The 24,033-nt window shown below is 68.7% G+C and carries 22 protein-coding genes; 16 read left to right on the top strand and 6 right to left on the bottom strand.

The genetic code is table 11. The features are described from left to right. Nucleotides 1-20: 20 nt before the first annotated feature. The 5 genes from AB0B82_RS22380 to AB0B82_RS22360 all read right to left on the bottom strand — a co-directional run bounded on the left by AB0B82_RS22380 (nt 21) and on the right by AB0B82_RS22360 (nt 5,169). Complete coding sequence (locus tag AB0B82_RS22380) at nt 21-872, bottom strand: DUF6042 family protein (RefSeq protein ID WP_360171610.1); 852 nt, start codon at nt 870-872, stop codon at nt 21-23. 918 nt (nt 873-1,790) lie between these two features. Beyond that, the gene (locus AB0B82_RS22375; RefSeq protein WP_360171607.1) at nt 1,791-2,609 is read right to left on the bottom strand and encodes a mycofactocin-coupled SDR family oxidoreductase; all 819 of its coding nucleotides are present in this window, start codon (nt 2,607-2,609) and stop codon (nt 1,791-1,793) included. A 25-nt stretch (nt 2,610-2,634) separates the two neighbouring features. After that, nucleotides 2,635-3,126 carry a nitroreductase family deazaflavin-dependent oxidoreductase gene (locus AB0B82_RS22370; RefSeq protein WP_360171604.1) on the bottom strand — a complete coding sequence of 164 codons (492 nt, stop codon included), beginning with the start codon at nt 3,124-3,126 and terminating at the stop codon, nt 2,635-2,637. Between the two features lie 46 nt (nt 3,127-3,172). Beyond that, on the bottom strand, nt 3,173-4,660 hold the full coding sequence (locus AB0B82_RS22365) for an NAD-dependent succinate-semialdehyde dehydrogenase (RefSeq protein ID WP_360171601.1): 1,488 nt from the start codon (nt 4,658-4,660) through the stop codon (nt 3,173-3,175). Further along, nucleotides 4,657-5,169, bottom strand: a complete 513-nt coding sequence (locus tag AB0B82_RS22360) for a VOC family protein (protein ID WP_360171598.1) — start codon at nt 5,167-5,169, stop codon at nt 4,657-4,659. The genes AB0B82_RS22365 and AB0B82_RS22360 overlap by 4 nt, the downstream gene beginning before the upstream one ends. A gap of 131 nt (nt 5,170-5,300) precedes the next feature. Here AB0B82_RS22360 and AB0B82_RS22355 point away from each other — a divergent pair, with 131 nt between their 5' ends. Beyond that, complete coding sequence (locus AB0B82_RS22355) at nt 5,301-7,478, top strand: thiamine pyrophosphate-dependent enzyme (RefSeq protein WP_360171595.1); 2,178 nt, start codon at nt 5,301-5,303, stop codon at nt 7,476-7,478. Between the two features lie 2 nt (nt 7,479-7,480). Beyond that, nucleotides 7,481-8,875, top strand: coding sequence for a dihydrolipoamide acetyltransferase family protein (locus tag AB0B82_RS22350; protein WP_360171592.1), 1,395 nt, complete (start codon nt 7,481-7,483; stop codon nt 8,873-8,875). Nucleotides 8,876-8,885: 10 nt separating this feature from the next. On the opposite strand, the gene AB0B82_RS22345 is transcribed toward AB0B82_RS22350, so the two are convergent. Then, a complete protein-coding gene (locus AB0B82_RS22345) occupies nt 8,886-9,566 on the bottom strand; it encodes a GntR family transcriptional regulator (RefSeq protein ID WP_360171589.1) in 681 nt (226 codons plus the stop codon). Between the two features lie 310 nt (nt 9,567-9,876). On the opposite strand from AB0B82_RS22345, the gene AB0B82_RS22340 reads away from it, so the two are divergent. The 14 genes from AB0B82_RS22340 to AB0B82_RS22275 all read left to right on the top strand — a co-directional run bounded on the left by AB0B82_RS22340 (nt 9,877) and on the right by AB0B82_RS22275 (nt 23,942). After that, the gene (locus AB0B82_RS22340) at nt 9,877-11,451 is read left to right on the top strand and encodes an ABC transporter substrate-binding protein (RefSeq protein ID WP_360171586.1); all 1,575 of its coding nucleotides are present in this window, start codon (nt 9,877-9,879) and stop codon (nt 11,449-11,451) included. Between the two features lie 10 nt (nt 11,452-11,461). Beyond that, nucleotides 11,462-12,496, top strand: coding sequence for an ABC transporter permease (locus AB0B82_RS22335; RefSeq protein WP_360171583.1), 1,035 nt, complete (start codon nt 11,462-11,464; stop codon nt 12,494-12,496). Next, nucleotides 12,493-13,377: an ABC transporter permease gene (locus AB0B82_RS22330; protein WP_360171580.1), complete on the top strand. Its 885-nt coding sequence runs from the start codon at nt 12,493-12,495 to the stop codon at nt 13,375-13,377. Before AB0B82_RS22335 ends, AB0B82_RS22330 begins: the two co-directional genes overlap by 4 nt. Nucleotides 13,378-13,380: 3 nt before the next feature. Next, on the top strand, nt 13,381-14,199 hold the full coding sequence (locus tag AB0B82_RS22325) for an ABC transporter ATP-binding protein (protein WP_360171577.1): 819 nt from the start codon (nt 13,381-13,383) through the stop codon (nt 14,197-14,199). Beyond that, entirely contained in the window at nt 14,196-15,260 is a 1,065-nt protein-coding gene (locus AB0B82_RS22320; RefSeq protein WP_360171574.1) for an ABC transporter ATP-binding protein, read from the top strand. Before AB0B82_RS22325 ends, AB0B82_RS22320 begins: the two co-directional genes overlap by 4 nt. Next, complete coding sequence (locus tag AB0B82_RS22315) at nt 15,232-16,623, top strand: alpha-L-fucosidase (RefSeq protein WP_360171571.1); 1,392 nt, start codon at nt 15,232-15,234, stop codon at nt 16,621-16,623. Before AB0B82_RS22320 ends, AB0B82_RS22315 begins: the two co-directional genes overlap by 29 nt. 38 nt (nt 16,624-16,661) lie before the next feature. Next, the gene (locus tag AB0B82_RS22310; protein ID WP_360171568.1) at nt 16,662-17,360 is read left to right on the top strand and encodes an SDR family oxidoreductase; all 699 of its coding nucleotides are present in this window, start codon (nt 16,662-16,664) and stop codon (nt 17,358-17,360) included. A gap of 31 nt (nt 17,361-17,391) precedes the next feature. Continuing rightward, on the top strand, nt 17,392-18,570 hold the full coding sequence (locus AB0B82_RS22305) for an SDR family oxidoreductase (protein WP_360171566.1): 1,179 nt from the start codon (nt 17,392-17,394) through the stop codon (nt 18,568-18,570). Further along, the gene (locus AB0B82_RS22300; RefSeq protein ID WP_360171563.1) at nt 18,567-19,463 is read left to right on the top strand and encodes an amidohydrolase family protein; all 897 of its coding nucleotides are present in this window, start codon (nt 18,567-18,569) and stop codon (nt 19,461-19,463) included. Before AB0B82_RS22305 ends, AB0B82_RS22300 begins: the two co-directional genes overlap by 4 nt. Further along, nucleotides 19,460-20,203 (top strand): SDR family NAD(P)-dependent oxidoreductase, encoded by a 744-nt coding sequence (locus tag AB0B82_RS22295; protein WP_360171560.1) that lies wholly within the window; start codon nt 19,460-19,462, stop codon nt 20,201-20,203. The genes AB0B82_RS22300 and AB0B82_RS22295 overlap by 4 nt, the downstream gene beginning before the upstream one ends. A 91-nt stretch (nt 20,204-20,294) precedes the next feature. Further along, nucleotides 20,295-21,317, top strand: a complete 1,023-nt coding sequence (locus AB0B82_RS22290) for a sugar ABC transporter substrate-binding protein (protein ID WP_360171557.1) — start codon at nt 20,295-20,297, stop codon at nt 21,315-21,317. Continuing rightward, a complete protein-coding gene (locus tag AB0B82_RS22285; protein WP_360171554.1) occupies nt 21,314-22,357 on the top strand; it encodes an ABC transporter permease in 1,044 nt (347 codons plus the stop codon). Before AB0B82_RS22290 ends, AB0B82_RS22285 begins: the two co-directional genes overlap by 4 nt. Continuing rightward, nucleotides 22,354-23,163: an ATP-binding cassette domain-containing protein gene (locus AB0B82_RS22280; RefSeq protein ID WP_360171551.1), complete on the top strand. Its 810-nt coding sequence runs from the start codon at nt 22,354-22,356 to the stop codon at nt 23,161-23,163. Before AB0B82_RS22285 ends, AB0B82_RS22280 begins: the two co-directional genes overlap by 4 nt. Further along, nucleotides 23,160-23,942, top strand: coding sequence for an SDR family NAD(P)-dependent oxidoreductase (locus AB0B82_RS22275; protein ID WP_360171548.1), 783 nt, complete (start codon nt 23,160-23,162; stop codon nt 23,940-23,942). The genes AB0B82_RS22280 and AB0B82_RS22275 overlap by 4 nt, the downstream gene beginning before the upstream one ends. Nucleotides 23,943-24,033 lie beyond the last annotated feature (91 nt).

Here is a 24,033-nt window from a genome sequence, read left to right as displayed (position 1 = left end):
GGATCCGGACCGCAGGCGTTTCAGTCGTGAGATCCGTGCACGATGGTGATGCGCGAGCTACGGAACTTCTCCCAGTCGACAGTCAGCTCGAACACCTGGTGATCAAGCAGCCGCTCGACATCGACCGAGGCGGTGAAGTCGCCGTCGTTCAGCAGGTTCAGGACTCCCGCCCGCACGGACTCCACCGCGAGATCGAGCTGCCGCGCAAGCCGCTGCAAGCTCGTCGTCAGCGTCGTCGTCGACGCCTCGCCGGGGACGAACAGATCGATCAGCGCCTGAGCTGTCGACTCATGGAGTTGCTGCCAGCGCAGGTCGTCGTCGAAGCGACGATCCTCATCCGACAGCGTCAAAACCTCGCCCGGCAGGGGCGCGGTCTCGTTGAGCTGGACGAGCGCCCCCTCGCCGGTGCCCGTGGTAGTTAAAACGCCGGCAGCGATCAGAAACTCGAGCAGATGGCGCAAGGTCCGGACCGGCTCAACGCCTAGCTCCCGGCTCCACCGGTCGATCTCGTCCATGCGCTCCTGCCGGAGCCGGGCTTCTTCCGCCATCACGCCCTCGGCCGTGTCCGGCTCGTCAGGGCCGGTAGCGAATGGCGTGTCTTCAAACTCGGCGCGCAGCTCCTGCAAGCTCTCGTCGGTATAGACCTCGAGCGGTTCCCACGCCGTCGACTCCCATCCCAGATCCGGGGCCTGCGGCGATGGAATCAGGTGCCGTCCCAGCTCCTCCACGGACAACGGTCCGTGGAGAACCAACGGCTGAAGGACCGCGAGCCCTGTGGCCGGCACATGACGCGACCAGCCCAGATTGAACCAGGTCGTCGTGAAGAGGCTTGCCCGAGCTTTCCTGCTCGAGTTGTCATTCGCAGCGCTCATGCGCAGAGCGTATGTCCGGTGCACCGCCCGCGCGGGATGCCTCGCGGAGGCCGGCCTGGCCGGCGGGCCGCTGGCGCCGGAGCTCGTGCGCTCCACGGCGGCCACCACTGCTTCAACATCAGACCGGGTCGCGAGGTCGGCCAGCTCGTACGTGGCATGGCGCGCGGCTGTGAATTCTTCGCCGCAATCATGCCGCGTTGTGGTGGCCGTGACCGTGCTGCCATCGGCACCCATCTGAACCGGACACGGCAGGCGGTGACCGAGCCCGCACCGGGAGCAGGTACGCGGGCCGGCGTCCCACACCACCACGATCACCGAATGGGCCGACGTCCTCGCGGGCGAGCTCATGCACGCCCGCCAGTCAACGTCCTCACCTGCAGTGGCCGCGAGCCAACGCCAGACCTGTTCCAAGGAGGCGATCGCGCCGGCGGAATGCCCGGGGCGAACCGGTGAGCTCGTCACGATCACCTCTTCGATCGGCGGAGCTGCAGCTCCGCTCTCCCGGCCACGTTCTCCACGATGCACAGACTCTTCCAACAGCTCGCGGCCGCCGCGCCGAAGGACCTGCCGAGCGAGGGAGACCAGCGCTCGACCCCCCACTCAAATATCGTGAACCGCGTTCAGTACATCGTCGGGCAGTAAGGCAGGTAGCGGTTCGCGATTCCGAGGCCGACAGCAGCCGGCGCCCTCCGAGGCGCTGGACAACCTGCTGTGGCCGATCCCGCAGTTCCTCATCACTGGCGGTGGCCGTAGCGAGGTACTCGTTGTTGACCTACGGATCGAGACTCGCAAACGGTGGCTTCGTCGCTTCGGCAGCTCGCACGCCGGCCATCCGGTCGATCCGAAGACCGGGCTGCCGCGGGCGGTGTAGGCCAGTGAGCGTCGGTGAGATACCACGCCGGGTGATGCGAAACCGGATCAGGAGCCCGAGGCCCGACTGCCGAGGAGCAGGTTGCCCGCGTCGACGGGGAGGGCGGCGCCGGTGATGTAGCGCGCCTCGTCTGAGGCCAGGAACGCAACCAGCTTGCTGACGTCGGCCGGCTCGACCCACGGTACCGGCAAGGCGTTGAAACCGAGGTAGCGACCGGCGAGCTCGTCCTGACTCAGCTGCGGAGAGATATCGCGAAGCATGTCGGTCAGGACCGTCGTCGGGTGTACGGAGTTGACGCGGATGGAGTGTGGCGCCAACTCGACCGCGAGCGCCTTCGCGAGGCCGAGGAGCCCGTGCTTGGAGGCCGTGTATGCGACGGCGGTGCCGCTCGCGCGGATGGCGTAGATCGAGCCGACCATGATGATCGAACCTCCCCGGCCGCCATGGAGCAGATGTGGCAGAGCGGCCCTGCAGGTGTTCCACGCGCCGGTCAGGTTGACGTCGAGAGCCCGCTGCCAGTCGTCCTGGCTGGTCTCGAGAGTCGAGCCGGTGCTGATCACTCCGGCGTTCGCGACGACGATGTCCAGCCGGCCCAGCTCCTGCACGCCGCGGTCGACGAGATCGCCGATCGCGGTCGGGACGCGAACGTCCGCCGGTCCGGCCACGACGCGAGCACCGAGCTTCCGGGCCAGCTCGGTGGTTTGCACGAGCCGATGACTCTGCGCGTCCGTCGCGCCGAGGTCGGTCAGGATCAGGTCGGCGCCTGCATTGGCCAGGTGCAGTGCGTGGGCACGCCCCTGGCCGCCTCCCGCGCCGGTGATGAGGGCGACCCGGCCGTGCAGCTGTGACTCGGGGACGGTGTTCAACGCAGATCTCCGATCGATGCGGCTTTCAGGTTGTGGGATAGAGGAGGACGAGCGGGATCACCCTGTCCGTCGACGCCTGGTATTCGTCGTACCGGGGGAAGATCGACGTCATCAGCGGCCACAGGCGGTCGCGTTCGTCATGGGTCGCCGTCCTCGCCCATGCGACGAACTTCCGGGTTCGCACCTGGACATGGGCTACCGGCTCGGCAGACAGGTTGCGGTACCAGTGCGGATGGTTCGCGGAGGCAGCGTTCGAGGCCACGAGGACGTAGCGACCGGCGTCCTGGCCGTAGATGAGCGCGGTGCGGCGCCACAGACCGGATGTGCGCCCGCGCGTGGTCAGCAGCAGCGTCGGGAAGCCCAGAAAGTCATGGCCGTCCTCGCCGTCGGTCTCGAGGTAGCGGCGGATGTGTTCGCTCACCCATCCCGTCGGGGAATCGAGCACCGCACTGGTCTCGGGATCCGGCGCCTCGCCTGTTCTGGCGCCGGCGGAGACGTCGTCAGGTTCAGTGGTCATCCGTGCCTTCTTCCTGCCACGCTGGTCGGCGCGGCAATCGCTGCGTTCATTCCCAGTCGACGGAGAGGTACTGGACCTCGCAGAATTCGCGGATGCCTTCGCGGGCGCCTTCGCGACCGAGGCCGCTCTGCTTCACGCCGCCGAACGGCGCCGCAGGGTCCGAGACGACGCCGCGGTTCACGCCGACCATGCCCGCCTCGATCCGCTCGCCGAGGTGCAGTGCCCAGGCGAGATCCGTGGCGTACACATAGGCTGCAAGGCCGAGCTCGGATGCGTTGACCTGCTCGAGGAGGTCCTCGTCCGAGGCCCAGGAGACGATCGGGGCCACTGGCCCGAAGATCTCGTCCCGCAGGATCGATGCGTCCCCCGGTACGTCGGTCAGCAGCGTGGGCGCGACGAACGATCCCCCCGAGCGCGGGGCCGCAGCCATGTCGGCCAGGGTAGCCCCCTCGGCCAGCGCACCGTCGACCAGCGAGCCGATCCGGTCCGCCGCGCCGAGGCTGATCACCGGGCCGATCTCGGTACCCGGATCGAACGCGTGTCCAACCTTCAAAGACCGGATGGCTTGGCCGAACCGGGCTGTGAAGTTCCCAAGGACCTTCTCGTGGACGTAGAACCGGTTGGCAGCCGTGCAGGCTTGCCCGCCGTTGCGGAACTTCGCCACCAACGCCCCGGCGACCGCGGCGTCGACGTCCGCGTCGGCCGCGACGACGAACGGCGCGTTGCCGCCGAGCTCCATCGACGAGTTCACGACTCGGGCCGCGGCCTGGGCCAGCAGGGTCCGGCCGACCCCGGTTGATCCGGTGAACGAGATCTTGCGGACTCGCTGGTCCGACAGCCAGGCGGAGACCACGTCGGCGGGTCTTGTCGTGGGCACCACGTTCACCACGCCGGGCGGTGCACCGGCCTCGGTGAGGATATCCGCGACCGCCAATGCGGTCAGCGGTGTTTCCGCGGCCGGCTTCAGTACGACGGTGCAGCCGGCGGCGAGGGCCGGGCCCAGCTTCCTCGTGGCCATCGCGGCCGGGAAGTTCCACGGCGTGACGAGCGCCGCGACGCCCACCGGCCGGCTGGTCACCACGATGCGCGCGCCACCGTCGGGGGCCGGTCCGTAGTGCCCGTCCGGCCGGACCGCCTCCTCGCTGAACCAGCGGAAGAACTCTGCGGCATAACGCACCTCGGCACGCGCATCGGGTAGCGCCTTGCCGTTCTCCAGTGAGATCAGAGCCGCCAGCGTCTCGCTCCGGGAGACAAGGAGTTCGTAGGCTCGCCGCAATACCTCGGAGCGTCGTCGCGGTGGCATGGCCGCCCACGCCGGAAACGCGGCCGCGGCCGCATCGACCGCGGCGAGGGCGTCGGCCTCGTCGGCGTCCGCAATCTCGGCGACCGATGTGCCGGTGCCGGGATCCACGATCCTGGACGTCCGGCCGGCCGCCGCGCTGCGGCGTTCGCCACCGACGCGCACCCCATGCTCGGGGGCGAGCGAGGACAGGAGCCCGAGGACAGGCTGGGGGACGGCGGGATGCAGAGTCATGACAGAGCCTGACGACGCGGGCCCTGCTGCTGGTCGAACGCCTTGCCGCTGGGGTAGGAGACCAGTTCGAACTGCATCCCCCACGGTGCGAGGAAATACACCCACCGCTGGCCTTCGGAAGGTCCCCGGCTCGACGTGGGGTCACCGAGCACCGTTACGCCGCGACTCCGCAGATAATCCACCGCGCGATCGAGCTCCTCGACGTAGAGCGCGACGTGGTGGCCGCCGACGTCGCTGTTGCGAGGCGGGAGCGGGTGTTGCAGTGTCGCGTCGTACTGGAAGACCTCGAAGACGGCCTGCTCGCCGCAGCGCAGGAAGTCCAGTTTCCGCATCACTGTTCCGGGTGGCACGTTGAGGTGTCCCGCCATCCACTCGTCGCCGGCGTCGAACGGTCCGAGCGAGTAGAGGTACTCACACCCGATCACGTTCACCAGCCAGTCCCGGGCCGCTTCGAGGTCGGGGACGGTGAAGCCGACGTGATCGAGGCGGGCGAGACCCGGAATACTCATAGATAAGTCCAATCGGATCCGAAAGTGCTGGAGATCGCCGTCTTGGCGCGAGTTCTGGCCACCTCAGGATTGCCTTTGGATCCAATTCGTGTCAAGGTCGGCCCCGTACGCCATCACGGAAGGACCGGCCCATGCCAGAGAACCGCCGCCTTGACCCGGCCACCGAGTGGACTGAGTTCACCGTCGATCAGAACGACTGGGACCGCGCGCCCGCGCAGCTGCTGACGTCGATGTTCAGCCAGCTGGTCCTGATCCGTGCCTTCGAGGAGCTGGTCCTCCAGCTCGCTGGGGAGGGTCTCGTGCACGGCCCCGCGCACTCGAGCATCGGTCAGGAGGGCGGGGCGGTCGGATCCTGTATCGCTCTCGGCACACGGGACACCGTGAACGGCTCGCATCGTGGTCACCACCAGTTCTTGGCCAAGGCGCTGACTCACCTGCACCCCGACGGCATCGACCCGACGAAGGCCTGGTCTGGTGACGTTCGCACGCTGATGCTGCGCACCCTGCGCGAGATCTGCGGACTCGACGGCGGCTTCAGCCACGGTCGCGGCGGAAGCATGCACCTGCAGTGGCATGAAGCCGGCGCCATCGGGACGAACGCGATCGTGGGAGGTGGCGTACCGCTTGCGGCCGGCTCTGCCTGGTCGCACCGCGCCGCGGGTACGGATGCCGTCGCGGTGACGTACTTCGGAGACGGGGCGATCAACATCGGCTCGACGCTGGAGACGCTCAACCTTGCCGCGGCTTGGTCGCTCCCGCTCTGCTTCTTCGTCGAGAACAACCAGTACGCCGTCGCCACGCACGTCTCCGAGGTGACCGGCGAACCTCGTCTCTCCGGCCGCGGACCGGGCTTCGGCATTCGTAGCTGGAGGGTGGACGGGATGAACCCCCTTGCCGTCCACCTGGTCATGCAGGACGCCCTGAAACACATGCGCTCGGGCCTCGGCCCCACGCTGATCGAGGCGGACGTCTACCGCTACTTCCACCAGAACGGCCCGTTCCCCGGCTCCGCCTTCAGGTACCGGACCAAGGAGGAGGAAGCCCGGTGGCGCGAGCGCGACCCGATAGACACGACCGCCGCGCAGTTGCGCCGCCGGGGCCTGCTCGGCGAGCGCGAGGCCGACGACGCCGTGGCGCGCGCCAAGGCGCTGATGTCGGACCTCGCGTCGACGATCCTGGAGCCGAAGCCGAACGGCAAACCGCGCGAGCGGCGGATCAAGCCGGCCGAGTGGCCCGCCCCCGGCTTCGTCGACGAGGGGATCCGCGGTGATCTCAGCGAGCTCGCGGATCTGAAGTTCTCCGATACCGAGGACCACGCCGATCGGCTCGAGGAGGTGAAGTTCATCAACGCCGTCGCCGGAGTCATGCTGCGCCGAATGGAGTCCGATCCGCGCGTCGTCGTACTGGGCGAGGACATCCATCGACTGAACGGCGGGACGAACGGCGCCACCCGCGGGCTCAAGGAGACGTTCCCCGACCGGGTGCTGGGGACCCCGATCTCGGAGAACGCGTTCACCGGTCTGGCGGGTGGGATGGCGACCGACGGGCGCTTCCGGCCGGTGATCGAGTTCATGTACGCCGACTTCATGTGGGTCGCCGCCGATCAGTTGTTCAACCAGATCGGGAAGATGCGGCACATGTTCGGGGGCACCGGTGCCGTGCCGCTCGTCCTGCGCAGCAAGGTGGCGATGGGTACTGGCTATGGCTCGCAGCACTCGATGGATCCGGCGGGCATCTTCGCGACCGCTCCGGGGTGGCGGGTCGTCGCACCGTCAACGCCGTACGACTATGTCGGGTTGATGAACACCGCGCTCGCCTGCAACGACCCGGTGGTCGTGCTCGAGCACGTGGACCTCTACACCTCGTCGGGTCCGGGGATTCCTGACGAGTACGACCACTACCTGCCCGTCGGCCGGGCTGCGGTCCGTCGGCAGGGGAGCGAGCTCACCATCATCAGCTACCTGGCGATGACCGGTCACGTTCTCGAAGCGGTGGCGGCGGTGGGCACGGATGCCGAGGTCATTGATCTGCGCTGGCTGGACAGGGCAAGTCTGGACTGGGAGACGATCGAGGCCAGCGTCCGGAAGACCGGCCGGGTGCTGATCGCCGAGCAGGGGGCGAGTGGAACGTCGTACGGCGGGTGGCTGGCGGACGAGATCCAGCGTCGGCTCTTCGACTGGCTCGATGCGCCCGTGCACCGGGTCGCCGGAGGCACAGCGTCCCCGAGCATCAGCAAGGTTCTCGAGCGGGCGGCGTTCGCCGGGCGCGACGAGGTCGTCGCCAAGCTCCATGAGATCGCGGGTGAGTGAGGATGGGTGAGATCCTGCGCATGCCCGAGGTCGCGGCCGGAGCCGTCGAGGCGCTGCTGTCCAGCTGGGCGGTATCGCCTGGCACGCCGTTCCGCGCGGGGGATGTAATCCTTACCGTGGAGACGGAGAAGGCAGTCGTCGATGTCGAGGCGGAGTCGGACGGCGTTCTCCTGCTCACCCTCGCTGAGCAGGGTACGGTCGTCGAGGTGGGTGGCCCGATCGCGGTGTACGGCGCCGACGGTGAGTCGGCTGCCGATGCCGAGGCCCTGCTCACGTCAGCCGGCCTGACTGCCTCGCCGGCCAACGAGCGGGCCGACGAGCCGGTCGAGGGGCGTGCCGAGAGGCTGGGCGAGGGGCGGGGCGTGCGGATGGATGGACCGGTCCTGGCCAGCGGGGATGAGACTCGTCCCACCGCGGGACCCGCTACCCCGCGCGAGGGCGAACGACTGTTCGCGTCTCCGCTCGCGCGTCGGCTCGCTCGGGAGGCAGGGCTCGCGCTCACCGACATCCGTGGCACCGGTCCTCGCGGACGAATCCGCCGGCGAGACGTCGAGGCCGCGGCGGCTGCCCTTTCCGCCTCCGAGAAGCCGCTGCCAGCCACGACTACGACGCCGCCTCAGCCGGTGGAGTCTCTGGAGACGCTGGAGCCGCGGGAGAAACACGAAACGCAGGGGACCAGGCCGCACGACACCACGCTCACACCTCTCACGTCCTTGGCGCGAAGCCACGAGGACGTCCCGAGCTCCCGTCTGCGCCAGGCGATCGCGCGACGGCTGACCGAGAGCAAACAGAACACACCGCACTTCTACCTGCGCGGCTCGGCCCGGGTCGACCGGCTGCTCATGCTGCGTCAGGAGATCAACCGCGGCGGTCGTCGGGTGTCGGTGAACGATCTGGTGATCAAGGCCGTGGCGGGAGCGCACAGGGCGGTGCCGGCGATGAACGTCGAGTGGCGCGACGGTGCGATCCGGTGGTTCCGGCACGTCGATGTCTCCGTCGCGGTTGCCATCGACGACGGACTGGTCACGCCCGTCGTGCGGGATGCCGACGAACTGGACATCGCCCGGCTGGCGGCGGTCACCCGTGACCTGGCCGGCCGGGCCCGCGAACGCCGGCTTCGGCAGAGCGAGCTCGAGGGCGGTTCGATCTCGGTCACGAACCTCGGCATGTACGGCGTCGAAGATTTCGCGGCGATCATCAACCCGCCGCAAGCAGCAATCCTGGCGGTAGGCGCCGCCCGCGAGGAAGCGGTGGTGTCAGAGGGGCAGGTCAGCGTGGCGACCGTGATGCGGCTGTGCGTGGCGGTCGATCACCGGCCGGTGGACGGCGCGACCGCCGCGAAATGGCTCCAGAAGCTTGTGGACCTGCTCGAGAATCCGGTGGAGTTGCTTGTGTGACCGGCAGGGATCACCGGTTGAACAGGTCCCGGTGGTGGGCGAGCCGGAAGCGCGAACGTTCGATGTGCATCCGGATCAGATCCTCGCCCCGCCGGACCGATCCGTTCAGGGCCGCCTCGGCGATGAGCCGGTGCTCGAAGTTGTTGAGCTCGTAGTCGTCGGGGCTGAACGTCGCGATGAGGATGCGGCGATAGCGCTGCGTGGTGTTCCAGAAGTCGACGATCATCTTGAGCAATCGCGGTGTCGCCACCCCCGCGTAGCAGGCGAGATGGAATCTGCGGTCGGCCTCCAGGTAGGCCTGGGCGTTCCCGGTCTCCGCCTCGAGTTCGGCCAGTAGGCGGGTGATGTCGTCCTTCTGCTCGTCGGTCAGCCGACCGACGCTCTCACCGAATGCGAGCGGCTCCAGGCGCTCCCGCATCTTGTAGATCTCGGCGTACTCCTCGAAGTCGAGGACGGCGACCTTCGCGCCGCTGTTCGGCACGATGACCACGAGCCCTTCGCTCTCGAGCTGCCGCAGCGCCTCGCGCACCGGGATCCGGCTGACACCCAGTTCGGCGGCGACCGTCTCCTGCCGTACCCGTGCGCCGGGCTCGAGCTCACCGGAGTGGATTGCGTCGCGCAGGCTGCGGGCCACCACCTGGGTCATCGGCTCGCGTCCGGGGGCCGACGCCTCGTCGGGCATTGCTCCCATCTCCGCCCCCTTCACGGGCAAACTCGGCGACCTCACGACGGTCGAGTGGATCCAAACTAGCAGGACTCCGGGCACTGCATCGTGGCTACAGGACGTCATCATCGGACACAGTCGGCGCTCAATTGGATCCTACCAGTCAGTCTTGTCGGGGTTTTGAGGGCCTGAGTGGTTGACATGGACTTAAATCGGATCCAATCTGGCGACGGTGAACCGAGGAGGTGTCTGTCTGATGTCCGTTGACGACCGCAACCGAAGGATCCAGTCGATGCATTCCGTCTCTGCCGTCGCAGTGCGACGCCGTTCCATCGAAGTGAGGCTCGTAGCGCTCCTCTGCGCGCTTGTACTGGCCGTTCTGAGTGCCTGCAGCAGCACGACCGACGAGTCGTCCGGCGACCGGACGCTGCGGATCGTGACGCCGGACGGTGTGCCGGCTGACTTCTACCTCGGCACCGCCTACCCACTCGGCATCTTCAGCATGTACCAACTGGCCTGGCCGTTGTTCCTGCCCGGTGAGGACGACTTCAGCATCGTCAACGGGCTGGCCTCCTCCTACCAGGCCTCCAAGGACGGCCTGGTGCACACCATCGGCGTCCGGAAGGGATTCACCTTCCACGACGGGTCGGCGATCGACGCGACAGCGGTCGGAAAAGTGCTGAACTCGTACTTCTTCACCGGCGACCCGCTCCGGGACCAGGGTCCCTACGGCGTGGTGTCGGCTGCCTTCGGGAGCCCGTCGATCGTGCGGGAGGTGAAGGTCGTCGACCCGGAGACGCTCCGGATCGCGCTCAGCCAGCCGCGCTCGGATATCCGTGATCCGCTCTTCCAGATGCCCATCCTCAACCCGGCCGTCCTGGCGAAGCCCGGGTACGGGAAGAACGTCGAGGACCTGCGCAATGCCGGATCCGGGCCCTTCCGGATCACCGCGTTCTCGCCCGGTGAGTTCGTCGAGTTCGAGCGATACCCCGAGTTCCCCGAGCAGGTGTCGCTCGACCGGCTGCGGCTGCAGCAGGTTCCCGACCCGGCGGCGCGCGCCCTGGCGCTGCAAGGCAATGACGCGGACGTGGTGCTCGACCTCGCGCCGGAGGATCACGAACGGCTGGCCAAGATGGACGGCAACAAGGAATACACGGCTACCCCGAGCAGCAACGTCTTCCTCAGGTTCCTCACGCCCAAGCCCCCCCAGCTGCAGGACCCTCGGGTCCGCCGGGCGATCTGGCTCGCGCTGGACCGGGATGCGTACCGCGGCACCTTCTTCAACCCGTCGAACTCCCAGGAGATCGACCAGCCTGTTGTCGTCGAAGGTGTCGACGGGTACGCCGACGGGCTCACCGACCTCGACCACGATCTGGCCAAGGCCAAGGCGTTGCTCCAGGAAGCCGGCGTGCAGCAACTGACGCTGCGCACGCTGACCATGGAATCGTCCGGGCCGATCCTCTCCCTCCGCCGGCTCCACGAGGCGATCGCGGCCGACCTGAAGAAGATCGGGATCGAGGTGAAGATCGACGTGGTCGACTCGGCCACCTACTTCAGTGACCGCTACAAGTATGACTACGAAGTGCTCTGGTACGGCAACTCGTTCAACCCCGACTTCATCTTCCGGCTCTTCTACCTGGGATATCCCAAGCCCTGGACCGCCCCGAACCCGCTGGCCGACCGCCGGGTCGCGGACTTGGTCACGAAGGCGTCCACCGAGGCTGACCGCGCCAAGCAGGTCGCCGCCTGGCAACAGCTCCAGCGGCTGAACAGCAACGAACTGCTGATGGGAATCCCGATCGCGAGTGTCGGCACCGCTGCGGTGGCAAGCAACCGGGTCCAGGAGTTCAACCTGGGCTGGAACAACCGCGGCGCGTTGGTCTGGCTGTTCAAGAACGTGTCGGTTGGTTGAGATGCCGACGATGACGGCCTCCATCCGCTGGGGCAACGGTCTGGTGGGCGTTGTGCTAAGACGGCTGCTCGTGCTCCCGCTGGTGCTCCTCGGGATCGCGGTGATCGTGTTCACCCTGAACCGGCTGGTCCCGGGCGACCCCGCCCAGGTCCACGCCGGGGGTGATCGCGCGAACCCGGCGGACGTCGCCCGTCTCCGGGAGGAGTGGGGGCTGGATCTGCCGATTCTCGAGCAGTTCGTCCGCTACCTCGGCCGGTTGCTCAGTGGTGACCTCGGCTGGTCGTTCACGCAGCGGGCCGATGTGGTCGACGTACTCGCCGAGAAGGCGCCGCCGACGGTGGAGCTTGCCCTCACCGCCCTGCTCATCGGGGTCCCGGCCGGTATCGCGCTCGGGATCCTGTCGGCCCGCCGCCCCCGCTCCTGGGTCGACCGGTTGTCGTCGAGCCTGGCCGTGACCGGGATGTCGGTGCCGGTCTTCTGGCTGGGGTTCGTGCTCGTGTTCGTCTTCTCGGTGACGCTGGGCTGGTTCCCGATGAATGGGCGGTTCTCCTCGTTCACCCGGTTGGAGGACGTGACGGGGTTCATGACCCTGGACGCGATCCTCGCGGCTGACGGCGGTGCCTTCCTGACCGCCGTACGGCACCTCGTCCTGCCGGCCGCCACACTTGCGGTGTTTCCCGCGGCCGTCCTAGCTCGCTTCACCCGCGCGAGCTTCGTCGAGGTGCTCGGGTCGCAGTACATCCTTGCTGCCGAGGCATTCGGCGTCCCACCGCGGACGATCCTGTGGCGGCTGGCGGCGAAGAACGCCGTACTGCCGCTGATCAATCTGCTGAGCCTGATCGTCCCGAGTCTCATCGTCGGAGCGGTGCTGGTCGAGATCGTGTTCTCCTGGCCCGGTATCGGGCGCTTCATGCTCGAGGCACTGCAGTCGCGCGACTACATCGTCGTCCAGTCGGTCACGCTGCTGATCGGCGTCCTGTACGTCCTGCTGAACCTTTTCGCCGATGTGGCGCACGGCGCCGTCGACCCGAGGACCCGCCGATGAGCACCTTGACGACGCATCCTTCTACAACGACGAGCCGGTCCGGCCCAGCCAGGGTGCTCAGGGACGTACTCCGCCGCATCGTCACGAACCCGACGACGGCTCTGGGTGTCACGCTGCTGGTCCTCATCGTGCTGGCCGTCCTGGTCGGCCCGCTGCTCTGGCCGGCTGACCCGAACGCCCAGGATCTTGTTGCACGCAACGCCGCCCCGAGCTGGGCCCACCCACTCGGGACGGACTCACTCGGCAGGGACACCCTGAGCCGGCTGCTGGTCGGTGGGCGCTCGTCCCTGGGGATCACCGCGCTCGCCGTCGCGGCCAGCGGCCTGGGTGGCGCCGCAGTCGGGTTGACCGCAGGATTCCTCGGTGGCTGGGTCGATGCAGCCCTGATGCGCTTGTGCGACGTCTTCCTCGCACTGCCGTTCCTCCTGCTCGCTCTGATGATTTCCGTCACGCTCGGGCCGGGCGTAGTCAACACGGTGATCGCACTCACGCTGCCGGCCATCCCCAGGGACGCGCGGCTGATCCGCGCGGCGGTCATCACGGTCCGGCAGGCCGACTACGTGTTCGCCGCTAAGGCGGCCGGCGTACGGCCGTGGCGGATCGCCACCCGCCATGTCCTGCGGAACTGCGTGGGCATCGTCGTCACCGTGCTGTGTGTCGGAGTCGCGTACACGCTGCTTGCTGTCGCCGGCCTCGGCTTCCTCGGTCTCGGTGTCCAGCCGCCCGACCCCGAGTGGGGCGCGATGCTCACCGACGCGCAGACCAGCATGATGAGCAACCCTGTCGCGGCGCTGGCTCCCGGTGTCGCGGTGCTGCTCACAGCGCTCGCTGCCAACTGGTGCGGCGACGGACTCGGCGACCTCACGGAACCGGTGAGGTGAGCGATGGTCTCGTTACACGTCGAGCACCTCAGCGTCTGTTTCGACACTGCCGCCGGACAGGTCGACGCGGTCCGCGACGTCTCCTTCGACGTCGCTCCCGGTGAGATCGTCGGCATCGTCGGGGAGTCGGGATCCGGGAAGTCGGTCACCGCGCGGGCGGTCCTGGGCCTGGTCCGCCGGCCCGGACGGGTTGTCGGTGGCGCTGTCCGCTTCGGTGACGTGAATCTGCTGACCCTTCCCGAGCCTGGCCTGCGAGACCTGCGGGGCCGCCGGATCAGCATGATCTTCCAGGATCCGCGCAGTGCGCTGAACCCGCTCTTCACGATCGGCGACCAGCTGCTGACCGTCATGCGGGCCCACGGGAACAAGGGCGGCAGGCGTCGTGCCGCCGAGCTGCTGCGGGACATGGAGATTCCAGCGTCCGAACGTCGGCTCGATCAGTATCCCCACGAGCTTTCCGGCGGGATGAGACAGCGGGTGATGACTGCGATGGCCCTGGCGAACGAGCCTGAGCTGCTGATTGCCGACGAACCGACGACCGCGCTCGACGTGACGGTCCAGGCACAGATCCTCGACCTGCTCGGCCGCTTGAACGAGCGGCACGCGATGGCGATCCTGTTCATTTCGCACTCACTTGACGTAGTGGCCGAGTTCGCCGCCCGGGTGCTCGTCTTCCGCGACGGTCGGCTGGTCGAATCCGGTCCGTGCGCCGACGTGTTCGCCAACCCGCAGCATCCGTACACCCGGACCCTGCTGGCGGCGTCCCGCCGGACCATGACCGGTGTGGAGTCGGCGGCCGGTGCGAACGGGGGATCGCGATGAGCGCTCCGCTGTTGAGCCTGCAGGCGGTCGGGTGCCACATCCCCACCCGCCGCGGCGTCGTACGCGCTGTGGACGGCGTGTCCTTGAACCTGCTCCACGGCGAGGCTGTTGGGCTGGTCGGAGAGTCCGGCAGTGGCAAGAGCACTCTCGGGCGGATCGCCCTGCGGATGCAGGATCCGACGTCTGGGCGAGTGATCCTGGACGGAACGGACATCACTGAACTTGCCGGACGTCGACTCCGGCTGATGCGCCGAGAAGTGCAGACGGTGCTGCAGGACCCGCACGCGGCCCTGAACCCACGGATGACGGTGCGGCAGCTCATCGCCGAGCCGATGGTCGAGCTCGGCCTGGTTCCCCGGGCCGAGGCCGGCGCCCGGGTCGACCAGCTGCTTGCGCGCGTCCACCTGCCCGAGGGAATCGGTGACCGCTCTGCGCGCCAGCTGTCCGGTGGCCAGGCGCAGCGGGTCGCGATCGCGCGCGCACTGGGTGTGCAGCCGAAGGTCCTCATCGCCGACGAACCGGTTTCGGCCCTCGACGCGTCAGTGGCGGCCCAGGTGGTCGACTTGTTCGCGGAGCTGAAGGCAGCACTGGACCTCGCGATCCTGTTCATCTCCCACGACCTGTCCGTCGTGCGGCAGCTGTGCGACCAGGTCGCGGTCATGTACCACGGGCGGATTGTGGAGTTCGGGCCGACCGCGGAGGTCTTCGCACGGCCGCTCCATCCGTACACGGTGGCCCTGCTCTCGGCCACGCCCAGCGCTCAGCGGCAACCCGGCTCTCGCCGGCTCCTGCTGACCGGCGATCCGCCGGACCCGGTGACCGTCGCGGCCGGGTGCGTCTTCGAGCCCCGTTGCCCGTTGGCCGGCGATCTCGATCCGTCGAGGAGGTTGTGCCGCGAGCGGCATCCGGAGCTGATGAGCCGATCGACCGGCCACCAGGCGGCGTGTCACTTCCCGGATGAGACCGGCCTGCTCATCGAATCGGCAGTCTCGGATGCAGACCTGCCCACGATGACTCAAGGAGGAGACAGCGATGACTTCCACGCCCTCGACCGCGGCTGAGAGTGCCTGGTTCACGACGGCGCGGTTCGGGCTGTTCATTCACTGGGGACTGTTCAGCATGACCGGCCGGGACTTCGCTCACCAGCGCGAGACCGCGATGACCGCCACGCAGTACGCCGATCACTATTTCCCGCGCTTCGACCCGGACCTCTACGACCCGGAGGCCTGGGCGGACGCGGCCGCCCAGGCGGGCATGAAGTACGTCGTGATCGTCGCGAAGCACCACGAAGGCTTCTGTTTGTGGGATTCGCAGTACACCGACTTCACCGCGGTCAACGCACCGGCCGGTCGCGACCTGCTGCGGCCCATGCTCGAAGCCTTCCGCTCCCGAGGTCTACGGACCGGTCTCTACTACTCGCTGCTCGACTGGCACCACCCCGACTTCACAGTCGATCAGGTGCATCCGCAGGCGCATGGGGACCGTGAGCAGCTCAACGCGGGGCGGGACATGGCCCGCTATCGCGAGTACGTCCACAACCAGGTACGCGAACTGCTCACCGACTACGGCCCTATCGACGTGTTCTGGCCCGACTACAGCTACGACGACGCGGCCTGGGACCACCGGTCGTCCAACCCGCGGAACAAGGCGGCGTTCCTCGACGCGGTGAAGACCGGATGGACCAGGTTCGACCCTGCCGTCGATCCCGGAAAGGGCGCTGAGGACTGGGACGCGACGGGGCTGATGAAACTCATCCGGGAACTCCAGCCACAAATCCTGGTGAACGACCGACTCGGCAACGACTTCGATATCGTCACGCCCGAACAGGCGGTGCCGGGCAGTTGGCCGACCCTCGCGGACGGGACGCCGGCGGTGTGGGAGACCTGCGAGACCATCTACGGCGCCTGGGGCTACACCCCGACCATGCCGAACCTGAAGTCACCCGAGCAGCTGGTCACACTGCTGATCGAAGTCGTCGGTAAGGGCGGCAACCTGCTGCTCAACCTGGGCCCCAACGGCCGTGGCGAGATCGATCCGCCGAGCCTCGAGCGGCTGGCGTCCGTCGGAGAGTGGATGGGACTGCATGGACGGTCGATCCATGGTTGTACGCAGGCGCCGATGGAGCTGGTGAGCTCGCTGCCGCTCGGGACTGCGGCCACCTACAACCCGCAGACGCGCCGTCTCTACCTTCACCTCCTGCAGTGGCCGTCCCACCCTCTGGTCGTGCCCGGCCTGGGCACGCAGGTCGAGTACACCCAATTCCTCCATGACGGCGCGGAGGTGCGGCCCCCGTCGCATCCGTTGGCGTTGCTGCACGCACCGGATCCCGACGATCTGTGGCTGGAACTTCCGATCGTCAAGCCTGACGTCACCGTCCCCGTCATCGAGGTCTTCCTCAGCGCGGGAAGCGGTCGAACCCGATGACTCCGAATCAGCAGCCGCTGACCGGCCGGTTCGCGCTGGTGACCGGCGCAGGGCGGGGCATCGGAGCGAGCGTCGCCCGTGCCCTCGCCGATGCCGGAGCGCACGTCGTCCTGGCCGCACGCTCGGCCTCCGAACTCGACCGGGTCGCGGCGCAGATCGCACAAACGGATGGGTCCGCCGAGAGCGTCGCCGGTGACCTCACCGCTCCAGGCTTCGTCGATGACCTCTTCGACGGGATTCAGGAGCGTCACCAACGGTTGGACATCCTGGTGAACAGCGCGGGTGCAGCGCCGTTCGGGCCGATCGAGGACGTAAAACCCGAACAGCTACGGGCCGTGCTCGAAGTGAACACCGTCGTGCCGTACGCATGCATGCGCCGGGCCATCATGCTCATGCGCGAGCGCGCGACGACGGGACACGTCGTCAACATCGGGTCGGTCGAGGCGCATTGGACCGCGCAGGGGGAGTCAGGAGCCTATCCCGCCTCGAAGTTCGCACTACGCGCGCTCACCCTGGCGGTCTCGAAGCAGCTGAGCCTCGAGCGCAGCCCCATCCGGGTCTCGCTGCTGAACCCCGGTGGCACCGATACCGCGCTGGTCAACCCGGCCGGTGAGCACCGGACCGACCTTCTAGATCCGGACGAGGTCGCTCGATCAGTACTTCACATCGTCACTGCGCCGGCCGGCTCACATGTGTTCGAGCTCGGCGTCGTCGCCACGGGCCGGCACTACTGGTAGCCGAGCAGGTATCGCATCCGAGGAGACAAGCATGCCCACCATAGAAGAGATCGCCCGCGCCTACTGGCAGGCCGAGGAGTCGCGCGACGTCGACCGCATCCTGGAGTTTTTCACCGATGACGCCACCTGGGTGGGCCCGGGTGTGGTCCTCACCGGGCACGAGCAGATCCGCGGGTACTACGCCGGCAGCGCGGAGGCCTATCCCGGCCTCGCGGTGCGCCTGGGCCGAGTTCACGGTGACGACGACGTCGCGTCGCTGGAGTGGCACGCCCGCTTCACCGGACCGTCGGGCGAGGTGACCGAACTGGACGGCGTCAACATCATGCGGCGCCGCGGCGACAAGATCGCCGCTCTGACGGCCTACTACGACAACTCCGTCATGGCCGAGGAGCCGAGGCGCCCGCAGCAGGTCGCGATCTCCGACCGCTTTCGCGACAAGCGGGTCCTCGTCACCGGAGGAGGCAGCGGCATCGGTGCCGCGACGGTGCGGCAGTTCATCGCCGAGGGTGCGTCGGTCACCACGGCCGACCTCAACGGCGCCGGGCTGGCGGCCGTGCGCGACAGCCTGGGTGCGGACGCCCACCGGCTGGCCACGCTCGAGCTGGACATCACCGACCCGGCACGGCAGACCGAGCTGATCGAGACCGCCGCCGGACCCGACGGGCGACTCGACGTGCTCGTCAACAACGCGGCGGTGTTCCTGCTCGCCGGCGTGGGCGCGACCGAGTACGAGTGGCAGCGCACCTTGGAGGTCAACCTGATGGCTCCGGCACACCTGGTCTCCCATGCCACCGACGCACTGGCCCGTTCCGATGCCGGCGCGGTCGTGAACATCGCCAGCATCTCCGGCCACGTCTCCCAGGCCGGCCGGTGGACCTATAACGCCAGCAAGGGCGGCGTGCTCTCGCTGACCCGCTGCCAGGCGCTCGACCTGGCGCCGCGGGGAATCCGGGTGAACAGCGTGAGCCCGGGCTACATCTGGACCGAGGTGCTCGACCGCGGTGCCGACGGTGACCGGGCCAAGTGGGAGCCGATCTGGGGACGGTTCTGCCCGCTGGAGCGGTGCGCCGAGCCGCACGAGGTTGCGGCCGCGGTCGCCTTCCTCGCCTCCGACGCCGCGTCGTTCGTGACCGGCGCGGATCTCGCCGTCGACGGCGGCCTGACCTCGATGAGCCCGGACGGACTCTCGACGTACGAGTTCAGCTCATGACCGCGTTCGTCGACACGCACTTCCACCTCTGGGACCTCGGCCGGTTCCGGTACCCCTGGCTCGACGACCCCGGCGGCGACCAGTTCGCGTTCGACTACGTGCTGGATGACTGGCGCCGCGATGTCGGCGACGCTGACTTGGTCGCGACCGTGCACGTCCAGGCCGAGATGGACCATGCCGCGGACCCGCTCGCCGAGACCGCCTGGCTCGCCGAGCTGCGCGCTCAGGGGGATCCGGCCACTCCGACGGTCTGTGTCGGGTACGCGGACCTGCGCGCGGCGGACCTGGAGGACGTGCTCGATCGGCATATGGAGTACGACTTCTTCCGGGGGATCCGGCAGGAGCTTTGGTACGATCCGGCTTCCCAGCGCTCCGATGTGCTCACCCACAACCTCCTCGACGACCCGGCCTGGCCGCGCGGGCTGGAGCAGCTCGCCGCGCGCGAGCTGACCTTCGACCTGCTGGCCTGGCCCAGCCAGCTGGCCCAGGCTGCCGAGGTGTTCCGGCGGGTGCCCGAGCTGGTCGTCGTCCTCGAGCACCTGGGGCTGCCGCCGGCCGATCCGAACGCTCGGGTCCGGTGGCGCGCGGCGCTCGAGAGGTTCGCGGACGAGGTCCCGAGCTCGTGGCTGAAGATTTCTGCGCTGAGCTTCCTCTCGCCGCACTGGGACGCCGACCAGATCGGTGTCGTGGTCAAGGAGGCGCTCGAGGTCTTCGGCCCGCAGCGGTGCCTGCTGGGCAGTAACTTCCCGGTGGACCGGCCGGCAGTCGGCTACCGGGAGCTGTGGCAGGACATGGAATGGTGGACCGAGCACCTGAGCCCGGACGAGCAGCACTGGGTCCGGGTCGAGAACGCCCTGCAGGTCTACCGGATCGACACCGGAGCGGCCTCATGAGACTCGGTCTGGACGGTCGGGTGGCGGTCGTCACCGGTGCCGGCAGCGGGATCGGCGCCAGCGTGGCCCGGGTGCTCGCGCTCGAGGGCTGCGCGATCGTGGCGGCCGACCTTCGCGAGGACGGCATCGAGCCACCGCCCGGGCACGCAGATCGGTGGCTGGCGGTCCCCGGCGATGTGTCCACACCCGAGGGCGCCCAGCGGCTCGTCGAGGTCACGGTGGAGGCATTCGGCCGGTTGGACGTGCTGGTCGCGTGCGCCGGCGTCTACGAGACCGGCTCCCTCGACGAGGTCGACGAGAAGGTCTGGGACCGGGTCCATGACGTCAACCTGCGTGGCTCTTACCTCTGCGCCCGGGCCGCCATCGGCGAGATGGCCAAACACGGCTACGGACGGGTGATCCTGTTCAGCTCGATGGCCGCGCAGACCGGAGGCGGCGTGGCCGCCGGTCCGGCGTATGTCGCCGCCAAGGCCGGCATCATCGGCCTGACCCGCTCGCTGGCCCAGAAGGCCGGCCCGCACGGCATCACCGTCAACTGCGTCGCGCCCGGCGTCATCGACACCCCGATGACCGAGGTGATGGGCGCGGATGTGAAGCAGGACGTGGTCGGCAGGGTGCCGATGCGACGTACCGGCAGCCCCGGCGACGTGGCGTTCGTGGTGGCGATGCTGGCCGCCGAGCCGGCCAGCTACCTGTCCGGGACGCACCTGGACGTCAACGGCGGCCTGCATATGGCCTGAGCACCTATCGGATCCAGCTACGCCATCTCGAATTCGGCCGACCCGCACCACAATCCGCGCCAGTTCGGTGGCGCCACCCGAAAGGAACGACATGACCCACAGCCACACGCGACACCGCTGGGGCCGGTCCGGGGGAGTCGGTCGCCGGCTTCGTCTCGGGGCGTCCCTCGTCCTGGTCGCCTCGCTCGGACTCGCCGGCTGCAGCTCGGACCAGGGCGGGTCGGACGACGCCGACGCGCCGAAAGCGGAGGGCAAGCGCCTGACCATCGGCGTCTCGCTGATCAGCCAGCAGATCCCGATCCTGGCGAAGATCACCCAGGACTTCAAAGCTCTCGGCGATCGCTACGGGTACGACGTGATCATCACCGACCCGAACAACGACGCGGCCAAGCAGATCCGTCAGGTCCGCGCGCTGATCGAGCGCAAGGTCGACGCGATCGTGACCGGCGCGGTGAACCCGGAGTCGTTCCAGCCGGTGCTGGACGAAGCGGTGGGCGCCGGCATCCCGACGGTGCTGGTCGGGATCCCGCCAGTGGAGCAGAAGCGCGGCCTGGTGACCGTGGACTTCAATTGGTACGACTACGGCTACTCGGTCGGCGAGGCGTTCGCCGAGTGCATGAACAAGCGCCAGAACGGCAAGGGCCAGGTCGGCCTGATCACCACCACCGCGGTCAGCGGGCCGGTGGTGGCCGACCGGATGAAGGGCGAGCGGGACGCCATCAAGGCGCTGGCGCCCGGCGTCGAGATCGTGGCCGAGGCCGACGGCAAGAGTGACCGGGTCAAGGCGGTGCAGGGCGCCCGCACGATGCTGCGCGCGCACAAGGACATCGTCGGCTTCACCGGCATCGGCGACTCCGAGGTGATGGGCGCGATGCAGGCCTTCCGGGAGGCCGGCAAGGACCCCAAGAAGGGTTGCTTCGTAGGTCTCGACGGCAGCGAGGAGGGCATCAAGGCCCTCAAGGACGGCACCCTGTACGCCGAGTTCGACCCGCAGTACTCCAACTGGATGGGCGCCGCCGCGGTGATCCTCCCTGAGATGGTGCGCGACAAGAAGTCGGCGTTCTGGAACAGCAAGACGGTGCTGTTCACCCCGGCCCGGGCGACCGCCGAATGAGCACGGTCACCCGGCCCGACCGGTCCTCCTCCGCAACGCCCGGTGCGGGCGCCGCGGAGTCCGACCCGCGCGAGCGCGGCGGCGTCCTGGTGCTTCGTGACCTCGCCATCGTGCTGGTGCTCGCCGTCACCATCGCGGTCTTCGTCGCCTGGTACGGCTGGGACTTCCTCAGCGCCGGCAACCTGGCCGACATCGCCGACTCGGCGTCGCTGACTGCGATCTTCGCCGTCGGTGAGGCGGTGGTTGTGATGGCCGGCCGGATCGACCTCTCCATCGCGCCGATCGCGGCTGCCTCGGGGATCGTCGCCGCCAGGCTGCTCGAGGCCGGAGTGCCCAGCTTGCCCGCCTTGGCGCTGACCCTGGGCTTCGGGGCGGCGCTCGGAGCGGTCAACGGTCTGCTGGTGACCAAGGCAGGGCTCTCCCCGCTGGTGGCCACACTGGGCACACTCAGCACCTACAGCGGTCTCGCCTTCATCCTTGCCGGCGGCAACCAGATCTTCGGCGTCGACGGGTTCGACTGGCTCGGCCAGCACCGGTTCGGGGGCACCCTGACCGCCCCCGCCGTGGTCATGATCGGCGTCGTCGTGGTCACCGCCGTGTTCTTGCGGTCGACCGTCTGGGGACTGCGGCTGCTCGCCGTCGGCGGCAACGAGGAGGCCGCCCGCCGCTGCGGCATCCGGACCAACGCCTACACGATCGGCGCGTTCGTCTTCTCCGGCTGCGCCGCCGCGCTGGCCGGTTGCATCATGCTCGGCTTCCTCACCACGGCCGAGCCGACCGCCGCGAGCACCGCGGTCTTCGACGCGATCACCGCGGTCGCCCTCGGTGGCGTGGTGCTCTCCGGCGGCCAGGGCAACATCCTGCGCGTGCTCGCCGGCGCGCTGGTGCTCGGCGTGATCTCCACAGGCCTGCTCCTCAACGGGGTGGCGCCGTACTACGCGCTCGTGGTGACCGGCTGCCTGCTGGTGCTCGCGATAGTGCTGGAGAACCTGCTGACCGGCGCCGTCGAACGGCGCCTCGAGAAGGGACGGCGCTCGTGACCGAGCAGCCACTGCTCCGGCTGGACGGAGTCTCCAAGAGGTACGGCGGCCTGCAGGCGCTCGACGGCATCTCCATCGAGGCCGGCAGCGGCGAGGTGGTCGCTCTGCTCGGCGACAACGGCGCCGGGAAGTCGACCCTGATGAAGGTGCTCGCCGGCGCCGAGACCGCCGACGGCGGCACCATCAGCATCCGCGGGGTGGCCCGGGAGATCCGCTCACCCCGGCATGCCGAGCACCTCGGCATCGAGATGGTGTACCAGGATCTGGCCCTCGTGGGCACCCTGGACGCCGCCGCGAACCTGCATCTCGGGCGTGAGCCGCGCCGGCGGGGGATCGCCGGCCGCCTCGGCTTCATCGACCGCGCGACCATGCGCCGCGAGACCGTCGAGCAGATGCAGCGGCTCGGCGTCTCCCGGCTGTCGCTGCGGCGCACCGTGACGATGCTCTCCGGCGGGCAGCGCCAGGCCATCGCCATCGCCCGGGCCACCAGCCGAGGATCGGGCACCGACTCCGAGCGGATCCTGCTGCTCGACGAGCCAACCGCGGCGCTCGGCGTCGGCCAGCAGCGGCGGGTCCAGGAACTCATCACCGGGCTGCGCGAGCGAGGGATGCTGGTCATCGTGATCTCCCACGACCTGGCCGCGTGCTTCGAGGTCGCGGACCGGCTGGTCGTGCTCCGGCAAGGACGCAAGGTCGCCGACGTGTGGACGGCGTCGACGAGCCCCCAGGAGGTGGTTGCCTGGATCACCGGTGCTGCCGCCGGCCGTCAGGATTCCTTCCGCGACGCCGAGGCGGTGGGCCGATGAGCGCCTTCGACAACAAGTCCGCAATCGTCACCGGCGCCGGCCGCGGCATCGGTGCCGGGGTCGCCCGGATGCTTGCCGCCCGCGGCGCCCGGGTGGGTCTGGTGGACATCGACACCGCCAACCTCGAGCGCGTCCGGAGGAGCATCGAGGACGCCGGCGGGAGCGCCGTGATCGCGACCGCCGACGTGACCTCAGAGGACCAAGTCCGGTCCGCCATCGACTCGCTGGCGGACCGGCTGGGCGGGCTGGACATGCTGGCGGCCTTCGCCGGCATTGTCGGCTACGCCGCGGCGCCGGACACCGACGCCGAGGCCTGGGACCGCATCATGAACACCAACGCCCGCGGCGCTTTCCTGTGCGTCAAGCACGCGATCCCGCATCTGCGCGACCGTGGCGGTGGGTCGATCGTGCTGACCTCCTCGATCATGGCCTTCGCGACCGAGAAGGCCGCGGGCGTCTACTCCGCGTCCAAGGCCGCAGTGGCCGCGCTGACGAACACACTCGCCCTGGACCACGCCGAGGAGGGCATCCGGGTCAACGCCCTGGTACCGGGGGTGATCCGCACCGAACTGCTCGAGGACGCCGCGCAGGCGCTGGCCGAGCCCGGGCAAGACCCGTCCGAGCTCGTCGAGTCGTGGGGCCGGCGGCAGCCGATCGGCCGGAGTATCGACCCCGACGAGGTCGCCGAGGTGGCGCTGTTCCTGCTGTCCGACGCCGCCAGCGCAGTGACGGGTTCGTGCTACCGCGTCGACGGTGGCCTGTTGAGCCGTCTGGGCTAGATGATTGATGCACGGCTGGGCCTGGGATCTCAGTGGTCGTAGGCGGTTATGGACCGGAGTACGGGTGCTCCGATTCGGTCGTTGTGCCAGA

It is taken from the genome of Kribbella sp. NPDC048915, assembly GCF_040649595.1.
Lineage (GTDB): Bacteria > Actinomycetota > Actinomycetes > Propionibacteriales > Kribbellaceae > Kribbella.
The sequence above is the reverse complement of the archived record's forward strand: the minus strand, read 5'-3'. Positions and strand labels throughout refer to the sequence as shown.

Excerpts from the sequence above, each read along its gene's own strand:
- AB0B82_RS22290 (WP_360171557.1), top strand. The coding sequence starts at position 20,295 with ATGACCCACAGCCACACGCGACACCGCTGGGGCCGGTCCGGGGGAGTC.
- AB0B82_RS22295 (WP_360171560.1), top strand. The coding sequence starts at position 19,460 with ATGAGACTCGGTCTGGACGGTCGGGTGGCGGTCGTCACCGGTGCCGGC.
- AB0B82_RS22305 (WP_360171566.1), top strand. The coding sequence starts at position 17,392 with ATGCCCACCATAGAAGAGATCGCCCGCGCCTACTGGCAGGCCGAGGAG.
- AB0B82_RS22320 (WP_360171574.1), top strand. The coding sequence starts at position 14,196 with ATGAGCGCTCCGCTGTTGAGCCTGCAGGCGGTCGGGTGCCACATCCCC.
- AB0B82_RS22355 (WP_360171595.1), top strand. The coding sequence starts at position 5,301 with ATGCCAGAGAACCGCCGCCTTGACCCGGCCACCGAGTGGACTGAGTTC.
- AB0B82_RS22360 (WP_360171598.1), bottom strand. The coding sequence starts at position 5,169 with ATGAGTATTCCGGGTCTCGCCCGCCTCGATCACGTCGGCTTCACCGTC.
- AB0B82_RS22285 (WP_360171554.1), top strand. The coding sequence starts at position 21,314 with ATGAGCACGGTCACCCGGCCCGACCGGTCCTCCTCCGCAACGCCCGGT.
- AB0B82_RS22370 (WP_360171604.1), bottom strand. The coding sequence starts at position 3,126 with ATGACCACTGAACCTGACGACGTCTCCGCCGGCGCCAGAACAGGCGAG.
- AB0B82_RS22275 (WP_360171548.1), top strand. The coding sequence starts at position 23,160 with ATGAGCGCCTTCGACAACAAGTCCGCAATCGTCACCGGCGCCGGCCGC.
- AB0B82_RS22325 (WP_360171577.1), top strand. The coding sequence starts at position 13,381 with ATGGTCTCGTTACACGTCGAGCACCTCAGCGTCTGTTTCGACACTGCC.
- AB0B82_RS22350 (WP_360171592.1), top strand. The coding sequence starts at position 7,481 with ATGGGTGAGATCCTGCGCATGCCCGAGGTCGCGGCCGGAGCCGTCGAG.
- AB0B82_RS22380 (WP_360171610.1), bottom strand. The coding sequence starts at position 872 with ATGAGCGCTGCGAATGACAACTCGAGCAGGAAAGCTCGGGCAAGCCTC.
- AB0B82_RS22330 (WP_360171580.1), top strand. The coding sequence starts at position 12,493 with ATGAGCACCTTGACGACGCATCCTTCTACAACGACGAGCCGGTCCGGC.
- AB0B82_RS22315 (WP_360171571.1), top strand. The coding sequence starts at position 15,232 with ATGACTTCCACGCCCTCGACCGCGGCTGAGAGTGCCTGGTTCACGACG.
- AB0B82_RS22365 (WP_360171601.1), bottom strand. The coding sequence starts at position 4,660 with ATGACTCTGCATCCCGCCGTCCCCCAGCCTGTCCTCGGGCTCCTGTCC.
- AB0B82_RS22335 (WP_360171583.1), top strand. The coding sequence starts at position 11,462 with ATGACGGCCTCCATCCGCTGGGGCAACGGTCTGGTGGGCGTTGTGCTA.
- AB0B82_RS22300 (WP_360171563.1), top strand. The coding sequence starts at position 18,567 with ATGACCGCGTTCGTCGACACGCACTTCCACCTCTGGGACCTCGGCCGG.
- AB0B82_RS22345 (WP_360171589.1), bottom strand. The coding sequence starts at position 9,566 with ATGGGAGCAATGCCCGACGAGGCGTCGGCCCCCGGACGCGAGCCGATG.